17 protein-coding genes are annotated in these 18,122 nt (G+C 36.9%); 4 read left to right on the plus strand and 13 right to left on the minus strand.

Annotated features, from left to right (window positions below):
• Position 1: 1 nt before the first annotated feature.
• Together PRVXH_RS10655 and PRVXH_RS10660 are read right to left on the minus strand one after the other, a co-directional pair.
• Complete coding sequence (locus PRVXH_RS10655) at positions 2-1,597, minus strand: FAD-dependent protein (RefSeq protein WP_353892756.1); 1,596 nt, start codon at positions 1,595-1,597, stop codon at positions 2-4.
• Positions 1,598-1,601: 4 nt separating this feature from the next.
• The gene (locus PRVXH_RS10660) at positions 1,602-2,852 is read right to left on the minus strand and encodes an NAD(P)/FAD-dependent oxidoreductase (RefSeq protein WP_353894581.1); all 1,251 of its coding nucleotides are present in this window, start codon (positions 2,850-2,852) and stop codon (positions 1,602-1,604) included.
• Positions 2,853-3,063: 211 nt separating this feature from the next.
• On the opposite strand from PRVXH_RS10660, the gene PRVXH_RS10665 reads away from it, so the two are divergent.
• Positions 3,064-4,896 (plus strand): glutamine synthetase, encoded by a 1,833-nt coding sequence (locus PRVXH_RS10665; RefSeq protein ID WP_353894582.1) that lies wholly within the window; start codon positions 3,064-3,066, stop codon positions 4,894-4,896.
• Positions 4,897-4,917: 21 nt separating this feature from the next.
• On the opposite strand, the gene PRVXH_RS10670 is transcribed toward PRVXH_RS10665, so the two are convergent.
• The 3 genes from PRVXH_RS10670 to PRVXH_RS10680 are packed head-to-tail and all read right to left on the minus strand — an operon-like array spanning position 4,918 to position 6,362.
• Positions 4,918-5,157 (minus strand): GIY-YIG nuclease family protein, encoded by a 240-nt coding sequence (locus tag PRVXH_RS10670; RefSeq protein WP_353894583.1) that lies wholly within the window; start codon positions 5,155-5,157, stop codon positions 4,918-4,920.
• 19 nt (positions 5,158-5,176) lie between these two features.
• On the minus strand, positions 5,177-5,836 hold the full coding sequence (locus tag PRVXH_RS10675; RefSeq protein ID WP_353892757.1) for a TVP38/TMEM64 family protein: 660 nt from the start codon (positions 5,834-5,836) through the stop codon (positions 5,177-5,179).
• A gap of 43 nt (positions 5,837-5,879) precedes the next feature.
• Positions 5,880-6,362 carry an iron dependent repressor, metal binding and dimerization domain protein gene (locus PRVXH_RS10680; protein WP_353892758.1) on the minus strand — a complete coding sequence of 161 codons (483 nt, stop codon included), beginning with the start codon at positions 6,360-6,362 and terminating at the stop codon, positions 5,880-5,882.
• Between the two features lie 151 nt (positions 6,363-6,513).
• On the opposite strand from PRVXH_RS10680, the gene PRVXH_RS10685 reads away from it, so the two are divergent.
• Positions 6,514-7,707, plus strand: a complete 1,194-nt coding sequence (locus PRVXH_RS10685; protein ID WP_353892759.1) for a putative manganese transporter — start codon at positions 6,514-6,516, stop codon at positions 7,705-7,707.
• Positions 7,708-7,831: 124 nt separating this feature from the next.
• Positions 7,832-9,385, plus strand: a complete 1,554-nt coding sequence (locus PRVXH_RS10690; protein ID WP_353892760.1) for a hypothetical protein — start codon at positions 7,832-7,834, stop codon at positions 9,383-9,385.
• Positions 9,386-9,461: 76 nt separating this feature from the next.
• Here PRVXH_RS10690 and PRVXH_RS10695 read toward each other — a convergent pair whose 3' ends face one another.
• From PRVXH_RS10695 to PRVXH_RS10720, 6 genes are all read right to left on the minus strand, one after another.
• A complete protein-coding gene (locus PRVXH_RS10695) occupies positions 9,462-10,511 on the minus strand; it encodes a glycerophosphodiester phosphodiesterase family protein (protein ID WP_353892761.1) in 1,050 nt (349 codons plus the stop codon).
• Between the two features lie 113 nt (positions 10,512-10,624).
• A complete protein-coding gene (locus PRVXH_RS10700) occupies positions 10,625-11,140 on the minus strand; it encodes a GNAT family protein (RefSeq protein WP_353892762.1) in 516 nt (171 codons plus the stop codon).
• A gap of 577 nt (positions 11,141-11,717) precedes the next feature.
• Positions 11,718-12,722 carry a D-cysteine desulfhydrase gene (locus tag PRVXH_RS10705; RefSeq protein WP_353892763.1) on the minus strand — a complete coding sequence of 335 codons (1,005 nt, stop codon included), beginning with the start codon at positions 12,720-12,722 and terminating at the stop codon, positions 11,718-11,720.
• Positions 12,723-12,786: 64 nt separating this feature from the next.
• The gene (locus PRVXH_RS10710; RefSeq protein ID WP_353892764.1) at positions 12,787-13,119 is read right to left on the minus strand and encodes a hypothetical protein; all 333 of its coding nucleotides are present in this window, start codon (positions 13,117-13,119) and stop codon (positions 12,787-12,789) included.
• A complete protein-coding gene (locus PRVXH_RS10715) occupies positions 13,100-13,513 on the minus strand; it encodes a hypothetical protein (RefSeq protein ID WP_353892765.1) in 414 nt (137 codons plus the stop codon). The genes PRVXH_RS10710 and PRVXH_RS10715 overlap by 20 nt, the downstream gene beginning before the upstream one ends.
• Before the next feature lie 205 nt (positions 13,514-13,718).
• The gene (locus PRVXH_RS10720; RefSeq protein WP_353892766.1) at positions 13,719-14,609 is read right to left on the minus strand and encodes an aromatic acid exporter family protein; all 891 of its coding nucleotides are present in this window, start codon (positions 14,607-14,609) and stop codon (positions 13,719-13,721) included.
• Positions 14,610-14,754: 145 nt separating this feature from the next.
• Between PRVXH_RS10720 and PRVXH_RS10725 the strand changes: the two genes are divergently transcribed.
• Entirely contained in the window at positions 14,755-14,922 is a 168-nt protein-coding gene (locus PRVXH_RS10725) for a hypothetical protein (RefSeq protein WP_353892767.1), read from the plus strand.
• 36 nt (positions 14,923-14,958) lie between these two features.
• Here PRVXH_RS10725 and PRVXH_RS10730 read toward each other — a convergent pair whose 3' ends face one another.
• Entirely contained in the window at positions 14,959-16,404 is a 1,446-nt protein-coding gene (locus PRVXH_RS10730) for a leucine-rich repeat domain-containing protein (RefSeq protein WP_353892768.1), read from the minus strand.
• 15 nt (positions 16,405-16,419) lie between these two features.
• The gene (locus tag PRVXH_RS10735) at positions 16,420-18,063 is read right to left on the minus strand and encodes a leucine-rich repeat domain-containing protein (protein ID WP_353892769.1); all 1,644 of its coding nucleotides are present in this window, start codon (positions 18,061-18,063) and stop codon (positions 16,420-16,422) included.
• Positions 18,064-18,122 lie beyond the last annotated feature (59 nt).

Raw genomic sequence — 18,122 nt, forward strand, 5'->3', positions numbered from 1 at the left:
TTTAAAATTCCTCCTCAATTTTTATTGGAGCATATTTTGATGCCAGCTGTTCAGCCACCTTGATTCCATCTACGGCAGCTGACATTATTCCTCCTGCATATCCTGCTCCCTCTCCAGCTGGGTATAACCCAGCAATATTACTTTCAAGTGCATCTGTCCTAAATATCCTTATAGGAGAAGAACTCCTGCTTTCAACTGCTGTTAAAACTGCATCCCCTAGGCTAAACCCATTGAGTTTACTTTCTAACTCAACAATTCCCTCTCTTAGCGATTCAGTGACAAAATCAGGGAGACATTTATGTAGGTCTGTTAGCTTTACGCTAGGTTTGTACGATGGCACTACTTCTCCAAAGTTATCCGATGGCACCCCTTTGACGAAATCCTTCACTAGCTGAGCTGGAGCTGAGTAGTCTGCTCCTCCCAATTCAAAAGCTTTTCTTTCAAGTTCTCTTTGAAAAAACATGCCTTTTAAAGGATGATCCGTTGGTAGGTTTTCGGGCATAACATTAACTAAAACTGCGCTGTTAGCGTTAGGCTCATCTCTATTATAGTAGCTCATACCATTAGTTACTAGATGTCCTTTTTCTGAGGCTGCAGCTACTACCTTTCCACCAGGGCACATACAAAAAGTATAAACTGATGGTTTGTCCTTTAGATGAACATTTAACTTATAGTCAGCAGCTGGCAAGTTGTACTTCTCATAGTCTTCGCCATATTGGCTAAGGTTAATCAAATTTTGCGGGTGCTCGATTCTTACGCCCACAGAAAAGGGTTTTGGCTTTATTTGTACTCCTTTTTTGTATAAAAGCTCAAAGGTCTCTCGGGCGCTATGACCTAAAGCTAGCACAGCTGCTTGTACTGATATACTTTTGCCACCGTTTACCTCAAGTTTACTTATCTTACCGTTTTCAATAAGTATGTCAGTTACTTGGCTGTCGAAAATTACCTGACCACCTAAGTCAAAGATAGCTTGTCGAAGATTTTTTACAATCTTTCTTAATTTATCGGTACCTACATGAGGCTTGCTCATAAAGGTAATTTCTTCAGGGGCACCACATTTCACCATTTCGTCTAGCACTTTACGACAACGAGGATCTTTAATCTGTGTTGTGAGTTTCCCGTCTGAAAAAGTTCCCGCTCCCCCCTCGCCAAACTGAACATTGCTGCGTGGATTTAGGGGCTTCCCATTCCAAAAACCTTCTACACTAGAAACCCTGCGGTCAACCTCCTCGCCTTGCTCTAAAATTATCGGTTTATATCCCATTTGGGCTAAAACCAACCCACAAAAAAGGCCGGCAGGACCAGCTCCTACCACCACAATTGGCTTTAGCAATTTATTGTTACCTGGTTTTACAAACTGATAGGTTAAGTTAGGTGATTTTGTAATCCCACCTTTTCCGATGTATTTATGTTCATTTTTTACCTCGACATCAACATTATATACATAAAATATATCTTTTCTCCTGGCATCTATAGACTTTTTAAATACTTTAAGTTCTTTGATTTGATCTTTTGAAATCCTAAGCTTATTACTAACAGCTTTTTTAATATCCTGTTTTTTATCAGCTGCAATTTTTATGTTATTTATTCGTATCATTTAGCTACTCCTTTGCGGCATTTTCACCAGCTATAAACCCACTGCTCCATGCCCATTGTAAATTGAATCCTCCACAATCCCCATCTATATCCAACAGTTCACCGCTAAAATATAGTCCTTTAACTATCTTAGATTCCATGGTTTTAGGGGATACATCCCTGACATCGACTCCACCGGCAGTAGTTTGTGCCTGATCCCATGAATTAAAATCCTTGACAGACATTCTCCAGTTCTTAAGAACTTCTACTATCTTTTGGATTTGCTGCTCAGTAACTTCATAGGCTAAAACTTTTATATCCTTAATATTAGCACATTGTAAAACTACCGGAATCATGTTTTTGTTAATAAGACCCACAAAGCTAAAGTCCAATGGCTTGGTGCCACTATAAGCAAGTCTTGTGCTTATAAGCTCCTGTAATTCTTTTTTAGAGTATTGAGGGAAAACATCAACTTCAACCCAAGGGGACTTACCTTTACTTATTTGTTCAATGGCAGTCCTGCTAACCTGTAATATCGGCGGCCCAGATATACCATAATCTGTAAATAGTATCTCGCCGCACTCCACTCTCAAAGCTTTATCTTTCACGCCTACAGAAACCTTTCCTTCAAACTTTACACCTTTCATCTGCTTTACGTACTTTTCATAAAGTTTAAGCTGCACAAGCGAAGGGTAAATTTCTGTAAGACGGTGCCCAAGCTTTTCAGCTAATACATAGCCACTGCCATTTGACCCTAGTTGAGGGCTTGCCTTTCCCCCTGTGGCTATAATGACGGAATCTCCTTTTAGCTGTCCCGACTTGGTTTTTACAATAAAGCCGGGCCTTGTGGGTACAATATCTAATACTTCAGTATCACACTTCTCCATTATATTTAAAGCTGCAATCTCATATCTTAAAACATCTAATACGCTAGATGATTGTAGCGAGTAAGGATATACTTTTCCTTCCCCTTCAACCTTTGGGGTTATCCCTAGAAAGTCAAAGAAATCAATTGTTTGCTTGTAGTCAAAACTATGTAAAGCGCCCAGTGCAAACTTAGGGTCGGTGCCGTGGAAAAAACTTATATCCATATTTGTGTTAGTTAAATTACACCTGCCATTACCAGTTGCTAAAAGTTTTTTGCCTATACGGTTTAACCTTTCTAAAATAACAACCTTTGCGCCCTGTCTGGCAGCTGATATGGCGGCTATCATTCCAGAAGCGCCTCCTCCAACCACGATAACGCTTTTCACATCTCTCATCATAAGTCTCCTTATCTCATTTGTTTGCTTACTTGATTATAAACAATTTGCCCCTTAAATTCAAACCTATCTCATGAAAACCTTAAACTTAATTTTATTATGACAACTAAGTAACTTTGTGGTATAATCCATAAAATATAAATAATTTTTAAGGAGATGATGGTCCTTGTCTGACACGATTTATTATATTGATCCTAAAAGACATAGCTTGCAAGAAATAAGTACTATGCTTAAAAACAATCCTCAGGTCAAATTTGTTTCGGTAATGGGTGTTGACTTAGGTGGAAATACCACTGATGCTAAAATACCAATAGAAATCTTTTTAACCGATATGGAAGGCTTTTTAAAAAACGGGGTTCAAACAGACGGTTCCTCTGTTGTTTTGCCAGAGATAGCCACTTTAGGAGACGCAAAAGTGGATTTGCTTCCAGACACAGAGAGCAGTTGGTTTGTTGATTACAATTATGATAACCCTTATGATGAAAAACGCTATGTAGGAACCTTGAGAATTCCTGCTTTTTTAGTACATAACGGTAATTTTGTGGACTCTAGATCAATTTTAAAAAGATCTCTTAATTTCTTTGAAGAAAAAGTAAGAGAAGCATTAAAGGAGCATCCACACCTGTTAACAAACATAGGTATTGACGATGCTAGTAACATAGAGGAGTTTCTTTTTACTGCAGCAACTGAATTGGAGTTTTGGGTTAAAACTCCTGAAGATAGCGAAGATATCGAAAAGCTATCTACTTCGCAAAACCTAAAAGAGCAGTACTGGAAAAGAACGCAAGGGACGGTTCGTACTGCCTTAGAAAAAACTATTGAACTTATGGGCAAGTATGGAATCGAACCGGAGATGGGCCACAAGGAAGTGGGTGGCATTAACAGTACAATAGGTATAAACGGTAAACAAAATCATGTTGTCGAGCAGTTAGAAATTGACTGGAAATACTCCGATGCCCTTCAAGCGGGGGATAATGAAATATTAGTCCGTGAACTTGTGTACGATACCTTTACCTCCTTTGGCTTAGAGGTAACTTTTGCTGCAAAACCAATCGCTGATGTAGCGGGAAGTGGTGAGCACACTCACATGGGTGTTGCTGTTAAGCTTAATAACGGTAAGATAATAAATTTGTTTTCTCCAAAAGAAATGGACAATGACTATCTTAGTTTAATTGGGTATGGAGGGTTGTTAGGTCTTCTTAAAAACTATGAAGCTATCAATCCTTTTGTAACTAGCTCCACCGATGCGTTTAATCGCCTAAAACCAGGCTTTGAAGCCCCGGTTTGTACTGTTGCTTCTTTAGGTAATGATGTAAAAACGCCGTCTAGAAATCGGTCTATACTTGTTGGCCTTATTCGGGACTTAACAAATCCTATGGCCACCAGGTTTGAACTAAGATCACCAAACCCACTGTCAAATACCTATCTGGTAATGGCGTCTAGCTATCAAGGAATGCTAGATGGAATATTAGCAACGATGCATATCGAAGACCCGCAAACATTAGAAAACGAGATTTCTAAATCAGCTCAAACAGAGGGTATATACCTAGAACAAAATCGCCAGTATAGATGTGAACAAGACATATTCCACGATTTTTCTGCCCATGAACGAAGTAATCTTTTTGGCAAAACGCCAGAAACAGTTTGGGATAATTTCCACTTTTTTCAACAAAACGAAGAAAAACAAGCTACGTTGCTTAATGGTAATGTATTTACAAAAGCTTTGATTTCCTCATATAAAACTGCCACTTTAGATCGCTGGAAAGAAGAACTTTTACACAGAATTATCCCCAGCAATATGGAAGTAGTGCGCGAGTTTGTTAAAAGCCACAACATCGAAGGTAGCACAGATTTGGATGTAGTACGCTGGGAAAAAATATTAAAGCTTAGAAGTTATTTAGTAAAGGATAGTCTAGAGCAAAGTTCTCTGTTTACAAGACTCAGAGATGCTCTAAATGATGGGCAGTTAGATAAAGCCTCGGAGTTACAAAAAGAGATGAACTGTATCATGTCAGAACTACGCAACCTATATTCCTCTTATAAAAGAAACCTTATATAGAAAAAATGCTCCACCTTATAATTAGGTGGAGCATTTTTTTATTAAAATTAATTTTTCTTTTGCAGCCTTTGAAAGCTGTTTAATCTCCCATTCCCTCTTTTGCGCTTCACTTTGATTTGTGTGCTGTTCAAAATAAACTAGCTTTACCGGTAATCTTGGAGCAGTATATTTAGCCCCTTTACCACTGTTATGAACTTTTAACCTTTTCTTTAAATCAGTTGTCCAGCCAGTATAGAGCGTATTGTCTGAACATCTCAGCATATATATATAACAGCTTTTTTTACTCAACAATTTTAGTCTTTTTCCTTATCACATTTACAAAAAGTAACATTACACACATCAAAGCTATAGATATTACCACACCAAGAGGATTTTCCTTAGCATCAGCAACTGATGTAGAAAAATAAACCATTACTGCTAAAAAAGGTAACTTGCCCAAAAAAGTGGCTAAAGCATATTCTTTAAAGCTTATCACTGACAATCCCGAAACATAGTTTAAAAGTGCATATGGAAATATAGGGATCAGTCTTAAGTAAAGCATTACCATAAACCCATGTTCTCCTATCTTATCAGAGTACTTCTTGATTTTTCCGTTTGCATCGATAAATTTTTCCACTTTCTCCTTGCCTAGCTTTCTTGCAATAATAAAGCATAAGTGAGCTGATAAATTAAAACCTATTAGCACGTAAATTAAACCCCTAAAAAAACCAAATAACGGTCCAGCTAAAAGAGTCAGCGCAGATGCGGGCAACGAAATTAGCACGAAAGAAACATACACAAAAATGTAAATAAAGGGTGTCCATGGATTTGTACGTTGTTGATAGAAAAATTCCGTAAGGTTTTCCATGTTTCCTCTACTATGTGATATAACATATAGTGCAAAAATAAATATTATAGATAGAACTATTGCATACTTGAATTTATTGATGAATTTTTTCATACTACCACACCCTTACTGTACTTATGCATAGGTTTTTTAGGTGTTACTCTTTTGTGAATTCCTCTTTAAAATTTTTAAACATGGACTTAATTTCAGGATGACAGCTTAAAAAACTATTGAACGTATGGAAAAAACGGAGAGTCTCTAATGAACAATTATGCTCTATTAACTCAACATCTTTTAAACTAACTTCAGATGAGCATATATTTTTAAGAAACAATTCTACGATTTCGTGTCTGCTTAACAGAAAACGTCCTACTTCCATTCCTTTTTTTGTTAACTTTATTGTACCATATTTTCTATAACTTACTAACCCTAAATCTGCTAACCTTTTCATCATTTTTGTTACCGAAGATTCTTTAACATTTAAACGCTTGGCCAAATCCGTAACCCTAATGCCTTCATCACATTGCCTAAAACGGTATATCATTTCTATATAGTCTTCCATACTTGATGTTAATTTATCATTTGTCATATTAGCAAGTTGATACCCCCGAACAGTGCGAAACTTGTCATCTTTACTCATAACACTCCCCCTTTCCTCTCTATCCTAAAACTTATGATAGATGCCTATGATTTATTCCTCACCTCATTAACACTTTCTACATAGTTTATGTTAGGTACAGAAGTTTCCCTTAGCTAACTTTTGTAACTCAATATAAATGGAGGTTGAGAGTATGTTTTTAGAAATTTTAGAGCTCTTTTTTGAAAGTGCAGAAGATGCTTTTTTAGAAGTAGGAGTTTTTGTGGGAGCGATTCTATTACTTTTCGGCTATATAAATTACAGAAAATCCGGAAACTTTATTAAGTCTATTGAACGATCAAAAAGATTTCAGCCTATACTTGGTGCGCTACTTGGATTAACCCCAGGCTGTGGGGGAGCAGTTTTTGTAATGCCGTTATTCTTCAAGGGAAGTGTGACATTTGGTACTGTTGTAGCAACGCTAATGGCTACTATGGGCGATTCGGCATTCGTGCTTATACCTACTAGCCCCTACCATTATGTGCTTGTGTCAATTTTATCTTTTATTCCCGCTGTTATTACCGGCTATTTAGTAGATAAAACAAGTTTAGGAGACTTTATTCTCCGTAAGTATAAAGAGAAGCTGGCTTTATTAAATGGACAAAAGGATAAGCTGAAAGTGGAACCAAAACCAACGCCAACACAACAAAAAAATGGCTTAAAACTAACCTATATCTTTTGGGGCTTACTTGCGGTAGGTTTGGTCTTTGGAACTATGGAAATTTTGATGATAGATATAGGGGAGTTTTCCTCTTTTCTAGGTGAGTTTGGAGACATCGTCGGTATTGTAGGAACTCTATTCTGCCTAGGTATAATGTTTAAAGGTAAAAAGTGGATTAGAGACGATAGCGTTGAAAGTCAAGAGGCTAAGTCTAAATCGTTAAAAGCAACTTTGAAGCATAGCACGTTAGAAACTGCCTTTGTAACAAGTTGGGTGCTAGTTGGATTTTTAGCTTTTGAGCTTTTAGTATTAGGAGCAGGGGGAGGGGATTACGCAGCCGGTGAGCAAGTAGTAGAAAGCGTATTGCTAGCAGCTGGGTTAGCTTCAGTTTTTGTAGCAGTTGCAGTTGGCATCATTCCAGGATGTGGTCCTCAAATTATATTTGTAGCTTTATTCACCCAAGGTTTAGTGCCTTTTGCCGCACTTATCGCTAATGCTATTTCCCAAGACGGAGATGCCTTGTTCCCTGTTTTGGCTATGGATAGGCGAAGTGCAATCTACGCTTCCTTAATCAACAAAGTACCGGCATTAATTATGGGGTTATTCATTTTCTGGCTGGAGTTTTATACAGACTTTGGCCAATATGTCCAATTAGCTTTGGATAGCTTTAAAGGAATATTTATTTAGCAATAAACCCAGCTTTGACTTTATGTTAGAGCTGGGTCTATTGTGTTCTAAATTTATTTAAACCCTCCAATGGATAAGATATAACAAGTTTACAAACACTAATAAAAATATGAGGAGGGATATTATGTCAAAAAAAACAATGACCATTGCAGCAGTCATTATAGCTGCGGTATTAGTTATTTTCTTTTTAACAAGGGATACCGAAACTCCAGATGCCGAAGACCCTACACCTAATGGAGAGGCTGACACTCCACAACAAGAGGAAGAGGCACAACCAGATTTTGATCAGTTTGATGGCTCCATCTATATAAATGACGAGGAAATAGAATTTGAGAACTACCCTATAGTAGATAAAGGAGTAGTTTATTTGCCAGCTTTGGAGTTGTCAGGATATAGTGAGTCGTTTGATTTAATATTTGAGCAAGGTGATAATTTGCTTTTGCTGACCAATGATAATGTAGAGACAGAACAAACACCGGAGATTGAATCTGAAGACAACATAAAACTCTACTATCATGACGTCAACTTAACGCCAGCTAATATTTTTGAGTTTCAAAACGACTTTTATATTTCAGCAAGGGATATCGCCCCACTTATGGGATGGTCGATATATGAAAATGTCTTTGCTAATTCAGTTTTTATAACTGATCAAGACTTGCCTGTAGATGATGGTGAGTATGTGGCAGTTAGACCTAGGGATGCTAGGGGATGGCAACCTCAATTGCGCTTAGATATATCTGAAGGAGAAATAGTAAAAGTAGAATATGATGAATACGACATAGAAAACAATAGTAAACTTGATGATGATGAGTATATCGAAAACTGGCAAAACCGTTACCCAGACGTTGATCCTTTGGCCTTGATTGCGACTATGGAAGACCAGCTTTTAGAAAGACAGAATCCAAATGATATAGATATTGCCACAGGAGCAACTGGTTCATATGCAAATTTTGTTAAACTGTCAAACTTAGCCCTTGGAAAGGCTCGCTCACAGCCTGATTTTGAGCTAACTGATGGAAACTACGAAGTATATGGCAACCCTAGCGAGAGAGGATGGACACCTCTTTTAACAATGGAGGTTACTGATGGAGATATTCGGTCTTTTAAGTATGACGAAATTGATGAAGACGGTAACCTTAAAAGGGAAAATCAAGAATACTTAGATAGCTGGAGAGAAGCATATCCTGAAGTTGACCCTATCGCAATAATTGAAGAAAGAGAAGAGGATGTTATTAACACCCAAGACCCAAACTTAGTTGATGCTACTACCGGCGCAACATCTTGGGGCCTAAATCTTAAAAAGCTATCGATAGGCTCCCTGCTACAAGCTGAGCAAGCTGACTTATCTGATAATGAGCAGATATATGTTTTTATAGGCGAAATGAATGCTAGAGGTGATAGACCACAACTGCTTTTAACAACATCGGATGACAGCGTAGAACAGGTAGATTTTAGCGATTATCGAAACGGAATCAACAAAAAGTTTGATGAGCCATATTTAAGTAATTGGCAAGAGCAATACCCTGATGTTGATCCGCCTGAGCTTGTACAACAGATGGAAGATACATTTCAAGAAACTCAAGATCCCGATGAACTTGACGCTATTTCAGGCGCAACATCTTGGCGTGAATCTTTTCAGGATTTAGCTAGAAGAGCTTTAGAAACTATGGGGTTTTAAAAAAACTTTCCCCCAGCGCTTATTTCTAATGCCTTCTTATTTAAGAACCTCATTTATAAAACTAGTATAAGAGCCTTTAATAACCTAGTCTTTCGAATAATGCTTCTATCTTTATGGGCCCGCCTTTTTCATAAACTTCAATTGCTATCTCAGGACGATCTGTAAATACCCCGTCTGCTCCGAAATGCCTCAGTAGCTTCATTTGCCATGCAGGGTTAATAGTGTATGGGTGAATAATAAGCTGATGTTTATGTGCAGGTCCTAACCTCCATGGCCATGCCAAAGTTCCTACGGGACCAATACCATCTGAAATATTAACAGCCTCTTCAATAATTTTGTTCCATCCCCGTTCTTCTTCTATGGACTCACTTATTAGCAGTACTGCCAAAACATCCGGTGCTATTTTTTTAAGTTCCACTACACTCTCGGGATAAAAGGACTGAAAAATCACTCTAGATGAACCTTCCGCCACATTAACAGTTGGAGCACCTATTTCCTTATTAGAAGACTTATCTATACCTGAAAGCTTTGGCTCTTTTCCAATCCAACCTCTAGATTCTAGTATGTCTACTATATCTTGCTCCATCCCAGGGTATTTGTCTATAAACTTTGTCTCTAGATATAATCCTGGATTGTTGTTTCCTGCTTCAGCTATATCGATAAGTCCATCTAATGTAAGTATTTTAAGTCCTAAGTAAGATTCTCTATACCTCTCTGGGTGCTTGTCATTAAACCAGCTTCCTATATCAAGCTTTAAAAGTTCCTCGTATGTGAATTGATCTATGGTTTGATGTAGTCTATTTGGGTACACTTCTTCTATATTTGTTGTTCTTTCTAAAGTTTCATCATGAAATACAACAATTACTCCGTCTTTAGTGCGCTGAAGGTCTGCTTCTAGATAGTCTGCCCCTAAATCTCTAGCTAACTTATAAGCGGGCGCTGTTGACTCGGGTGCCAAATGAGATGCGCCCCTATGAGCTATTACGGTAGGATGAGGGATTTCTAGTTTATCAGAAAGCTCCGCTCCTAAGCTTTGTTGCCCCATAACTGGAATTAGCAACCACACAGTAGTGAATAAAACTACCATCGCCGTAAAAGTTAACGCTAATATTTTAAGCCATTTCAAAATTAATCACCCCTTTTAATCTATATATTAACAATTATATTCCCCTTAGGTTAAGCAAACCCTTTTTGAAAAGAAAATTTTGTTGCTACCATAAGAAACAACCAAGAAAAGACTTATTCTTGGTTGTTTTGATTATAATATTCATGCTCTAGTATAGACATAATTAGCATTGACCTATAGCCTTCTGGATATTTTTTGCACTCTCGAAGCAACCCTTCTTTTACAAAGCCCTCGTTAAAATAAAGCTTAATTGCAGCTTCGTTATCATCAAATACATCTAGCCAAAGACGATGATAAGATAAGATGTCAAAGCACAACTTCTTTATTAGTTTAATAGCTTCACGGCCATATCCTTTACCTTTTTTATCGACAACTATCCTTTCAAGCTCCAAAGATTTATCTTTCGATTTCATACCACCTATGATAATATACCCAACGATTTCCTGAGTGCTTTTAGCTTTAATAACAAGATGAAGTTTGTCTTCATCTTCAATAGTATCTATATGGTTATCTTTAGACCAAACATAGACAAATCGACTATTTTTCTTTTCCATTTCCATAACAAGTGACAAATTTAAATGGCCAGTATAGTCAAACTCTATAAGCGGCGAACAAATTTTTTCGAGCATGGCAAGACCTCCTTTGGTGTTGCAGGTGCGGTTGGCAGGTGCGGTTGGCAGGTAGCTGGTGGCTGGTGGCTGGTGGCTGGTGGCTGGGGATAGAAAAATGTTTAAGATCGGGTCGGCACAGAGGCACGACCCCTCCCCTTGACAGGGAAGACCAAGGCGCCTAGATTCTAGAAGCAGGACACTCACATTTTGCTGCCCCCTAATTTATGCTGTGTGTAACGAAGGCAGGTGCTTTTCGATGTTCTAGGGGTGATAGTGAAGCAACGAAGTCAGATACTTTTCGATGGTCTAGGGGTAAACATTTAAGCAACGAAGGCAGGTGCTTTCCCGACCCCACTAGGCTGCTTAGAGGCGCCTAGATTCTAGGCGCAATGGCATTCCCAGGGCGGGAGCGTATATATAATACGTGACTGGTCTGGGAATGACATTGAAGCAACGAAGGTAGGTGCTTTTCGACCCCACTAGGCTGCTTAAAAGTGCCCAGATTCTAGGCGCAATGTTTACCCCAGGGCGGGAGCGTATATATAATACGTGACTGGTCTGGGGTAAACATTGCAACAACGAAGATGGGTGCTTTTTAGCAGCCTAGCATGAATTCGGAAGTATAAGCATACAACGCCGGCGCCCCTCCGGAATGAATAAACAACACTTTATCATCGGAATTGAAGCGGCCTTTTTTAATCAAATCTATTAGACCGGACATGGTTTTCCCTGTATAAACTGGATCTAATAAGATTCCTTCGGTTTTTGCTACTAGCTTTACTGCTTCTACCATTTCCTTTGTGGGCAGGGCATATCCTGGACCTATATAGCTATCATAGCAGGTTATTGATTTTTCAGAAATCGTATGCTGTAGTCCAAGCCGCTTTGTGGTTTCGCTTACTAGCTTCATAACTTTCGGCTCCATTTTTTCTTTAGGTCTGCTGATACTAACTCCTAAGACTTTTGTTTGACTTTGGTTTACCTCAAATCCTGTGATAAGACCTGCATGCATACCCCCGCTGCCACTTGTGCATACAACGTAATCAAAAGATATACCTAGATCAAATGATTGCTGGATAATTTCTTGTGCACAGGATACATATCCTGTTGCCCCTATAGAGTTTGAACCTCCTACAGGAATTTTGTATGGTTTACCACCGTTTGCGTAAACTTGCGAAGCTACTTTATCCATCTCTTCAAAAACATCAGTTCCGTTGGGAACTATTCTCACATCTTCCACACCCATAAGGTTGTAAAGAAAGTAGTTTCCGCTTTTTTGGGTGTCATGCTCTACGGCGGCACTTTCTTCTAAAACTAGGATACAGTTTAAGTTTTCTCTATTGGCGGCTGCTAAAGTTAGTCGACAGTGATTCGACTGCACTCCTCCTGCTGTTATAATGGTGTCTGCTCCTTTTTCCAAAGCGTCTGCAATCAAAAACTCCAACTTGCGTGTTTTATTTCCACCGGCTGTTAATCCTAAAAGATCGTCCCGCTTTATATATATATTAGGTCCTCCTAAGCTTTTAGATAATTTTTCAAGATTCTCTATAGGTGTGGAAAAATCTGTGTACTTCCTTCTTGGCAAAGATGTCAAATCCATTTATATCTCCTCCATTTATAATATTAAGTGCAGTTAAGTAGTGGGTTAAAGTTTTAGCACTTCTTTACTTTGTTTTTGACTTACCTTTTAATCTTCTAACTTCAAAATAAAATACCGTAATCAACGCTAAGTTAGCAATAGGCAATAAAAACATGTTAGATAGAATTCTCAACAAATACATAGTTGAGTTTTGTTCAGGTATGTATTTGAAAAATTCACTTGCCATAAGAACTTTTATTTGCGGATAAATTAGAAAACCGATAGCTATAACAAACGCTATATATGCACAAAACATAAAGTCAAACTTGTGATATGAAAGTAGTCCTTCGCTTTGTTCATTTTCTTTTACATTATCTTTCTCCTTTAAATCCCGTCCTTTATCTTCCATCATTTTCACTTTTTTGTCCCCCTTTTACTGCCCTTCTAGACTCGATATACAGAATTATCATCATTAACATAGTAAGGAAGGATATTAATACCTCGCCAAAATTAAGCTGTACATATATCACACCTATATACTCTAGAAGGCCATGGTGCTTTAGAGTCTCGCTTAAATAAGGTAGTATTTGTGTCCTTACAAATTTGATAGCGGCGGTAGATTCTAAAGCTAATATAACCCCAACCAAAACAAAGGCTGCAATGATTTTAAACTTTTCATATGATTCACTGTTTATATGCTGCAATGCTCTTAACTTGTAAGGCTTTATAGGTAAACTAATTATAACCAACACTAACAAAGCAGCAAATTGGACTCCTATTTTCCAAATTGGCAGTTCAATTAACCCATACATCTAACTCCCCCTATTTATATCCATACTTGTTTTCTTGTTATTTAAGTTCTATTAAAAATATTCTAAACCCTTTTTTAAATCTATTATTATTAAGTTTTCACAGTAAAACTTTTGTTCAAAACAAGGAAGGTCGGACTCTGACATTTACTGAGCTCCAAAATAATATAAATAACACCTAGCACTTTAAGCGCTAGGTGTTTAACTTTTATTCTACTTGTTCTACTCTAAATCTTTTTGACAATTTTTCTATTAGCTCTAGAGCTATTTTTAAGTGGTAATTAAATACTATATCATCTGTATCAAGTTTCTGGCTATGGGATACATCTATTTCATATATTTTCTTAAGCAGCTTTGCATTATCTTCATCCAACTTATAGCCGCCTCCCATATCCACTAACAAAACAACATTCCAGTTAAGCTTGTGCAATAACTTTTTAGTGTCATCAAAGTCAATGTCTTCGTCGCAATGCTCTTCACCTGGATGTATGGGTATTTTCTCTTCTTTTTCTATAGATGGAAATTCGTTTTCTAATTCATCTAGTTCCTCGGTGATAGCTTCTAAAGGTAGCTCTTCTTTATTTAAAATAAGCATTTCAATTATGTTGGTATACTTTTTGACTAAGTCCTCAGAATAATCGTATACTTTATCTCTGCTATACTGTGGTCTAATGGTAAAGTTAATAATAACTGCCACTACAATGCCGACAAATGTATCTAGTACACGGTTTAAACTGTAATAAATACTCGCAGTTTCATTTTTATCTAACATAATCGAAAGAAAAACAACAGAAGAGATAGTAATTGATTTATTCCAATCAAGCCTATTTGCAACATAGATTATTATAAGGATACCTATTCCTGTTATAACGGGATTTCCATGGGCAAAGGATGAGCCAATATAAGCAAAAACTGCCCCCATTATAGTGCCTAAAATTCTGTATTTCCCCATACTAAAAGAGTCAACTAAATTTCCCTGCATAGCTATAGCTGCAGCAACAGCAGCAAAAAATGGTGAATTTAATCCTAGAATATCAGCTAACACAACTGAAACTGTAACCGCCATGGCTGTCTTGACAATACGCATTCCTACAAACATTTCTTAATATCTCATCTCCAAATTATTGATATTAAGTATTATATCATTTATACATTAATTAAGCTAATACTAACGCAGGACTTTCACCTTGCATTACAGAATATAAAAGTAAAGGGTTCGTTGACTTATAAAGGAGGATATACCAATGAGTGAGCTAATTAGCTATATAATAGCTGTTGCTATTTATGGATTATTAATGTTTCTTTTTCATAGAAAGAAGCATCAAGAAACAGAGCCAGCGCTTAAAGAGGCAGTGATTTCTACTGCAATTTTTGCACTTTTATACGGATTGATTATAGTTTTATGGCGCTAACTGTGCAGTAAGCACCCACTTTCAAAGAGTGGGTGCTTATTTTAGGTTAACCATGAGATTTTCCCATCTAATTTCACTTTCATTTTGTCTAAGGTTATACTTAATTTTTAAATTTGCTTTTTCTTCGTCCCACACCAAAAACCTAGGTGTTATTGGATTATCAAATATGGAGCTATCTTGCTTAGCCACACTTACTACCTTCTGGAGGTCTCCAGCTTCAGATAACCTAAAATCTGCAATTTGCATATCCCTTACCTTGCCTTCACTTGTAATAACCATGAAAACATACTCCCTAGAAGGTGACCACTCTAACTGAACCTTTTCATCATCAGTAACCGTTATATAGTTAGAAATTGCGGCACCATCAAAAACCATATTTTCTATCGAGGGTAGCGAAACTAACTGACTATAAGCTTGGCTAGAGTTGTTATTCTGTATATCTAATTTAGCAAGCCTGTCTAGTTTAGCTAACGGCTCTACATTATTGATATTGTTATAAGAAAGGTCTAGCTCAGTTAAGTTTTTTAAGTTAGCTAACGCATCTATGTCTTCAATTGCATTATTTTTTAAGCACAACTCCTCTAGACCATGAAGACCCTGTAATGCAGTAACGTCCTCTATTTTATTACCTTCTAGCTTTAACACCTTTAAATTTGTCATGTTAGCTAAAGGAGTTAAATCCGCTATTTGGTTATGTGATAAGTCTAGCTTTTCTAAACTAGTAAGATGTAAAAGGGGGCTCAAGTCGGTAATTGAGTTATGAGAAAGATCCAACTCCTTTAAGTTAATTAAGCCTCTTAAACCGAATAAGTCATCTATATCGTTATTCTGTAGGTTTAATGATCTTAAACTATTTAACTTTTCTAAGTCTGAGATGGTACATATGCTACTATTAGGCAGGTTTAACACTTTTAACTGTGACAAATGTCTAATCCTATCCATCCCTGCAATTGCCGCATCTTCTCTAAACTCCAAACTAATTTCTTGTAAGTTTGTTGCATACTCTAAGCCGGTCAAATCATTTATTTGACTTGTGGTAGTTAAAGTTTTAACTTTTTTTAAGTCATCTTTTGTTAAATTTCCCTCTACTTCTAATAAGGCTTTTAACTCCTCTTTTAACTCCCCCTGTACTAACAAGCTAACAAAATGAGCCTCAACTTCACTATCTTTTTCCACCTCAAATAACAGTTGCTCTTTATCATAAATTTTTTCTCCATCTACAATCCACTTTTCTAAACGATACCCATCTTTAGGCTCTGCAGTTATCGCTACCTTCTGTCCTATGTTATAGCCTCCTCCCCCCTTTACGACCCCTCCCTCCTTTGGTATCGCAATGGCGTTAATTTCCTTAAGATGAGAACTGCTTGCCACATAGGCAGCGCTAAAAATAATTAACAGCATTAACACCGTCACAATCTTTTTGTTCTTCTTAACCGGGATTACAATTTTGTCTGATATAAGCTTCTTCTTTAAGCTAAACAATAAAACCACCCCTAATTAAAAGATTTCTATAAAGACGTCCACACCTTCCTTTTGCAAATCATTGGCAATTTCCCGCAGCTTAGCTTCTTCCATATTGTTGCTACCTAGCGAAACAAACTTCAAACTTTTAAATTCAAATAATAAGGAAAAATCTTCAATTAAGTTTCCACTTAAATATATGCGTTCAACGTTTTCTAGTGCTGCTAGAGGTGTTATGTCTGCTATGCGGTTTCTAGCTAAAGCAACACCCCTTAATTTCGATAAACTACTTAATGGAGTTAAGTCCTCAACTTTGTTGTTGCTCAATGTCAGTTCTTCCAGCTTATATAAATTTTTAAGGGGAGTTAAGCATTTTATCTCATTATGTCTAAGTAACAGCGTATCAAGGTTTGTAAGATTTTCAACTGGGCTAATGTCTGAAAGTTGGTTGTCAGTTAATTGTAGGGTTTTGAGATTGTGCAAGGTTTTAATTGAGGATATATCACTTATATTGTTGTAACTTAGATCTAGCTCCTCTAAATTATCTAGATTTTCAAGTGGAGATAAGTCACTTATGTTATTTTCTTTGAGACTTAGTGAGTATAGATTATCTTTATCGCTTAAAAAGCTTAAGGACTCTATTTCTTGACGAGCTATGGCAAGTTCACTAAGATTTAAAAGCTCTTTTACAAAACTTAGGTCACCATTACTATTCCTTATATATCTAAGAGTTTTCACATTGCTAAGCCCATTAAGAGCTTTGTTATCCTTTATTTCATTTGATGCTAGTTCTAACTTGCCTAAACTAGGTAACTTATCTATCCCCTCTAAGCTATCTATCTTAGAGTTACTCAAGTATAGCTCATTTAGCTTTTTCATATCTTTAAAAACGTAAACGTCATCTATACCTATGCCAGTTAGGAATAAACTTTCAAGCTTTGTTAAATTACGCAATCCTTCCTCTAAGCCTTTAACATCTTCTATTTTTGTAGTTTCATCAAAGTCTAGGGTTAGTGATAAGTGCTTTAGGTTTGGTAACTTGTTTAAAAATTTATAATCGTCTATTTCTACACTAACTATTCTAAGCTTTTTTATGGTCTGATTATGTTTTATATCGCGCAAGTCATTTATGGTGTTACCATAAAATCCCATTTTTTCTAAACTTGTAAAGTTTTCAAGTCCTGATAAGCTGTTAACTACTGTGTCATTGTAAAATCTCATTTCTTGGATTTGTTGTAGCTCCTTAAAAGTTTCAAGACTATCTAAGTTTATATCTGAAAAAGATAATGTCTTTAAGTTTTGCAAATCTTTTAAGGGACTATAGTCAGTTATATTGTCATTTGAAAATGTAATTTCAGCTAAGTTTTCGGCATATTGCAACCCCTCTAAACTAGTAGCACCAACAGGAATCTCTATTATTTTTAGCTCCTTTAGTCTTTCCTTACCTATGTATTCATCTTGACTTATACCTAATTTAGATTGAACAAAGGATACTATTTTTTCGTCTTCAATAAACTGTTTTGTAAAGTGAGCTTTTATCCTCCTATTTCCATCAGCTTTAAAGGTATATTTCAATCTATCTCGAGGAAACCTGGCTTCTACTTCTATTTCTTCGCCGTTTTCCGTCCACTTTTTAAAAACATACCCCTCTTTGCGAATGTCAATGAATTTCTTTACCACCCGCTATCGAATTTGTTTACCAGCGGCGCTAACGAAAAAGTTTACCACTACTAGCCTAA

Source organism: Proteinivorax hydrogeniformans (assembly GCF_040515995.1).
GTDB classification, from domain to species: Bacteria; Bacillota; Proteinivoracia; order Proteinivoracales; family Proteinivoracaceae; genus Proteinivorax; species Proteinivorax hydrogeniformans.

Bases quoted from the DNA above. Each gene is read 5' to 3' on its own strand.
- PRVXH_RS10705 (WP_353892763.1), bottom strand. From the start codon at position 12,722: ATGGATTTGACATCTTTGCCAAGAAGGAAGTACACAGATTTTTCCACA.
- PRVXH_RS10690 (WP_353892760.1), top strand. From the start codon at position 7,832: ATGTCAAAAAAAACAATGACCATTGCAGCAGTCATTATAGCTGCGGTA.
- PRVXH_RS10675 (WP_353892757.1), bottom strand. From the start codon at position 5,836: ATGAAAAAATTCATCAATAAATTCAAGTATGCAATAGTTCTATCTATA.
- PRVXH_RS10685 (WP_353892759.1), top strand. From the start codon at position 6,514: ATGTTTTTAGAAATTTTAGAGCTCTTTTTTGAAAGTGCAGAAGATGCT.
- PRVXH_RS10680 (WP_353892758.1), bottom strand. From the start codon at position 6,362: ATGAGTAAAGATGACAAGTTTCGCACTGTTCGGGGGTATCAACTTGCT.
- PRVXH_RS10655 (WP_353892756.1), bottom strand. From the start codon at position 1,597: ATGATACGAATAAATAACATAAAAATTGCAGCTGATAAAAAACAGGAT.
- PRVXH_RS10720 (WP_353892766.1), bottom strand. From the start codon at position 14,609: ATGTTTGTAGGAATGCGTATTGTCAAGACAGCCATGGCGGTTACAGTT.
- PRVXH_RS10700 (WP_353892762.1), bottom strand. From the start codon at position 11,140: ATGCTCGAAAAAATTTGTTCGCCGCTTATAGAGTTTGACTATACTGGC.
- PRVXH_RS10725 (WP_353892767.1), top strand. From the start codon at position 14,755: ATGAGTGAGCTAATTAGCTATATAATAGCTGTTGCTATTTATGGATTA.
- PRVXH_RS10665 (WP_353894582.1), top strand. From the start codon at position 3,064: ATGCTTAAAAACAATCCTCAGGTCAAATTTGTTTCGGTAATGGGTGTT.
- PRVXH_RS10715 (WP_353892765.1), bottom strand. From the start codon at position 13,513: ATGTATGGGTTAATTGAACTGCCAATTTGGAAAATAGGAGTCCAATTT.
- PRVXH_RS10670 (WP_353894583.1), bottom strand. From the start codon at position 5,157: ATGCTGAGATGTTCAGACAATACGCTCTATACTGGCTGGACAACTGAT.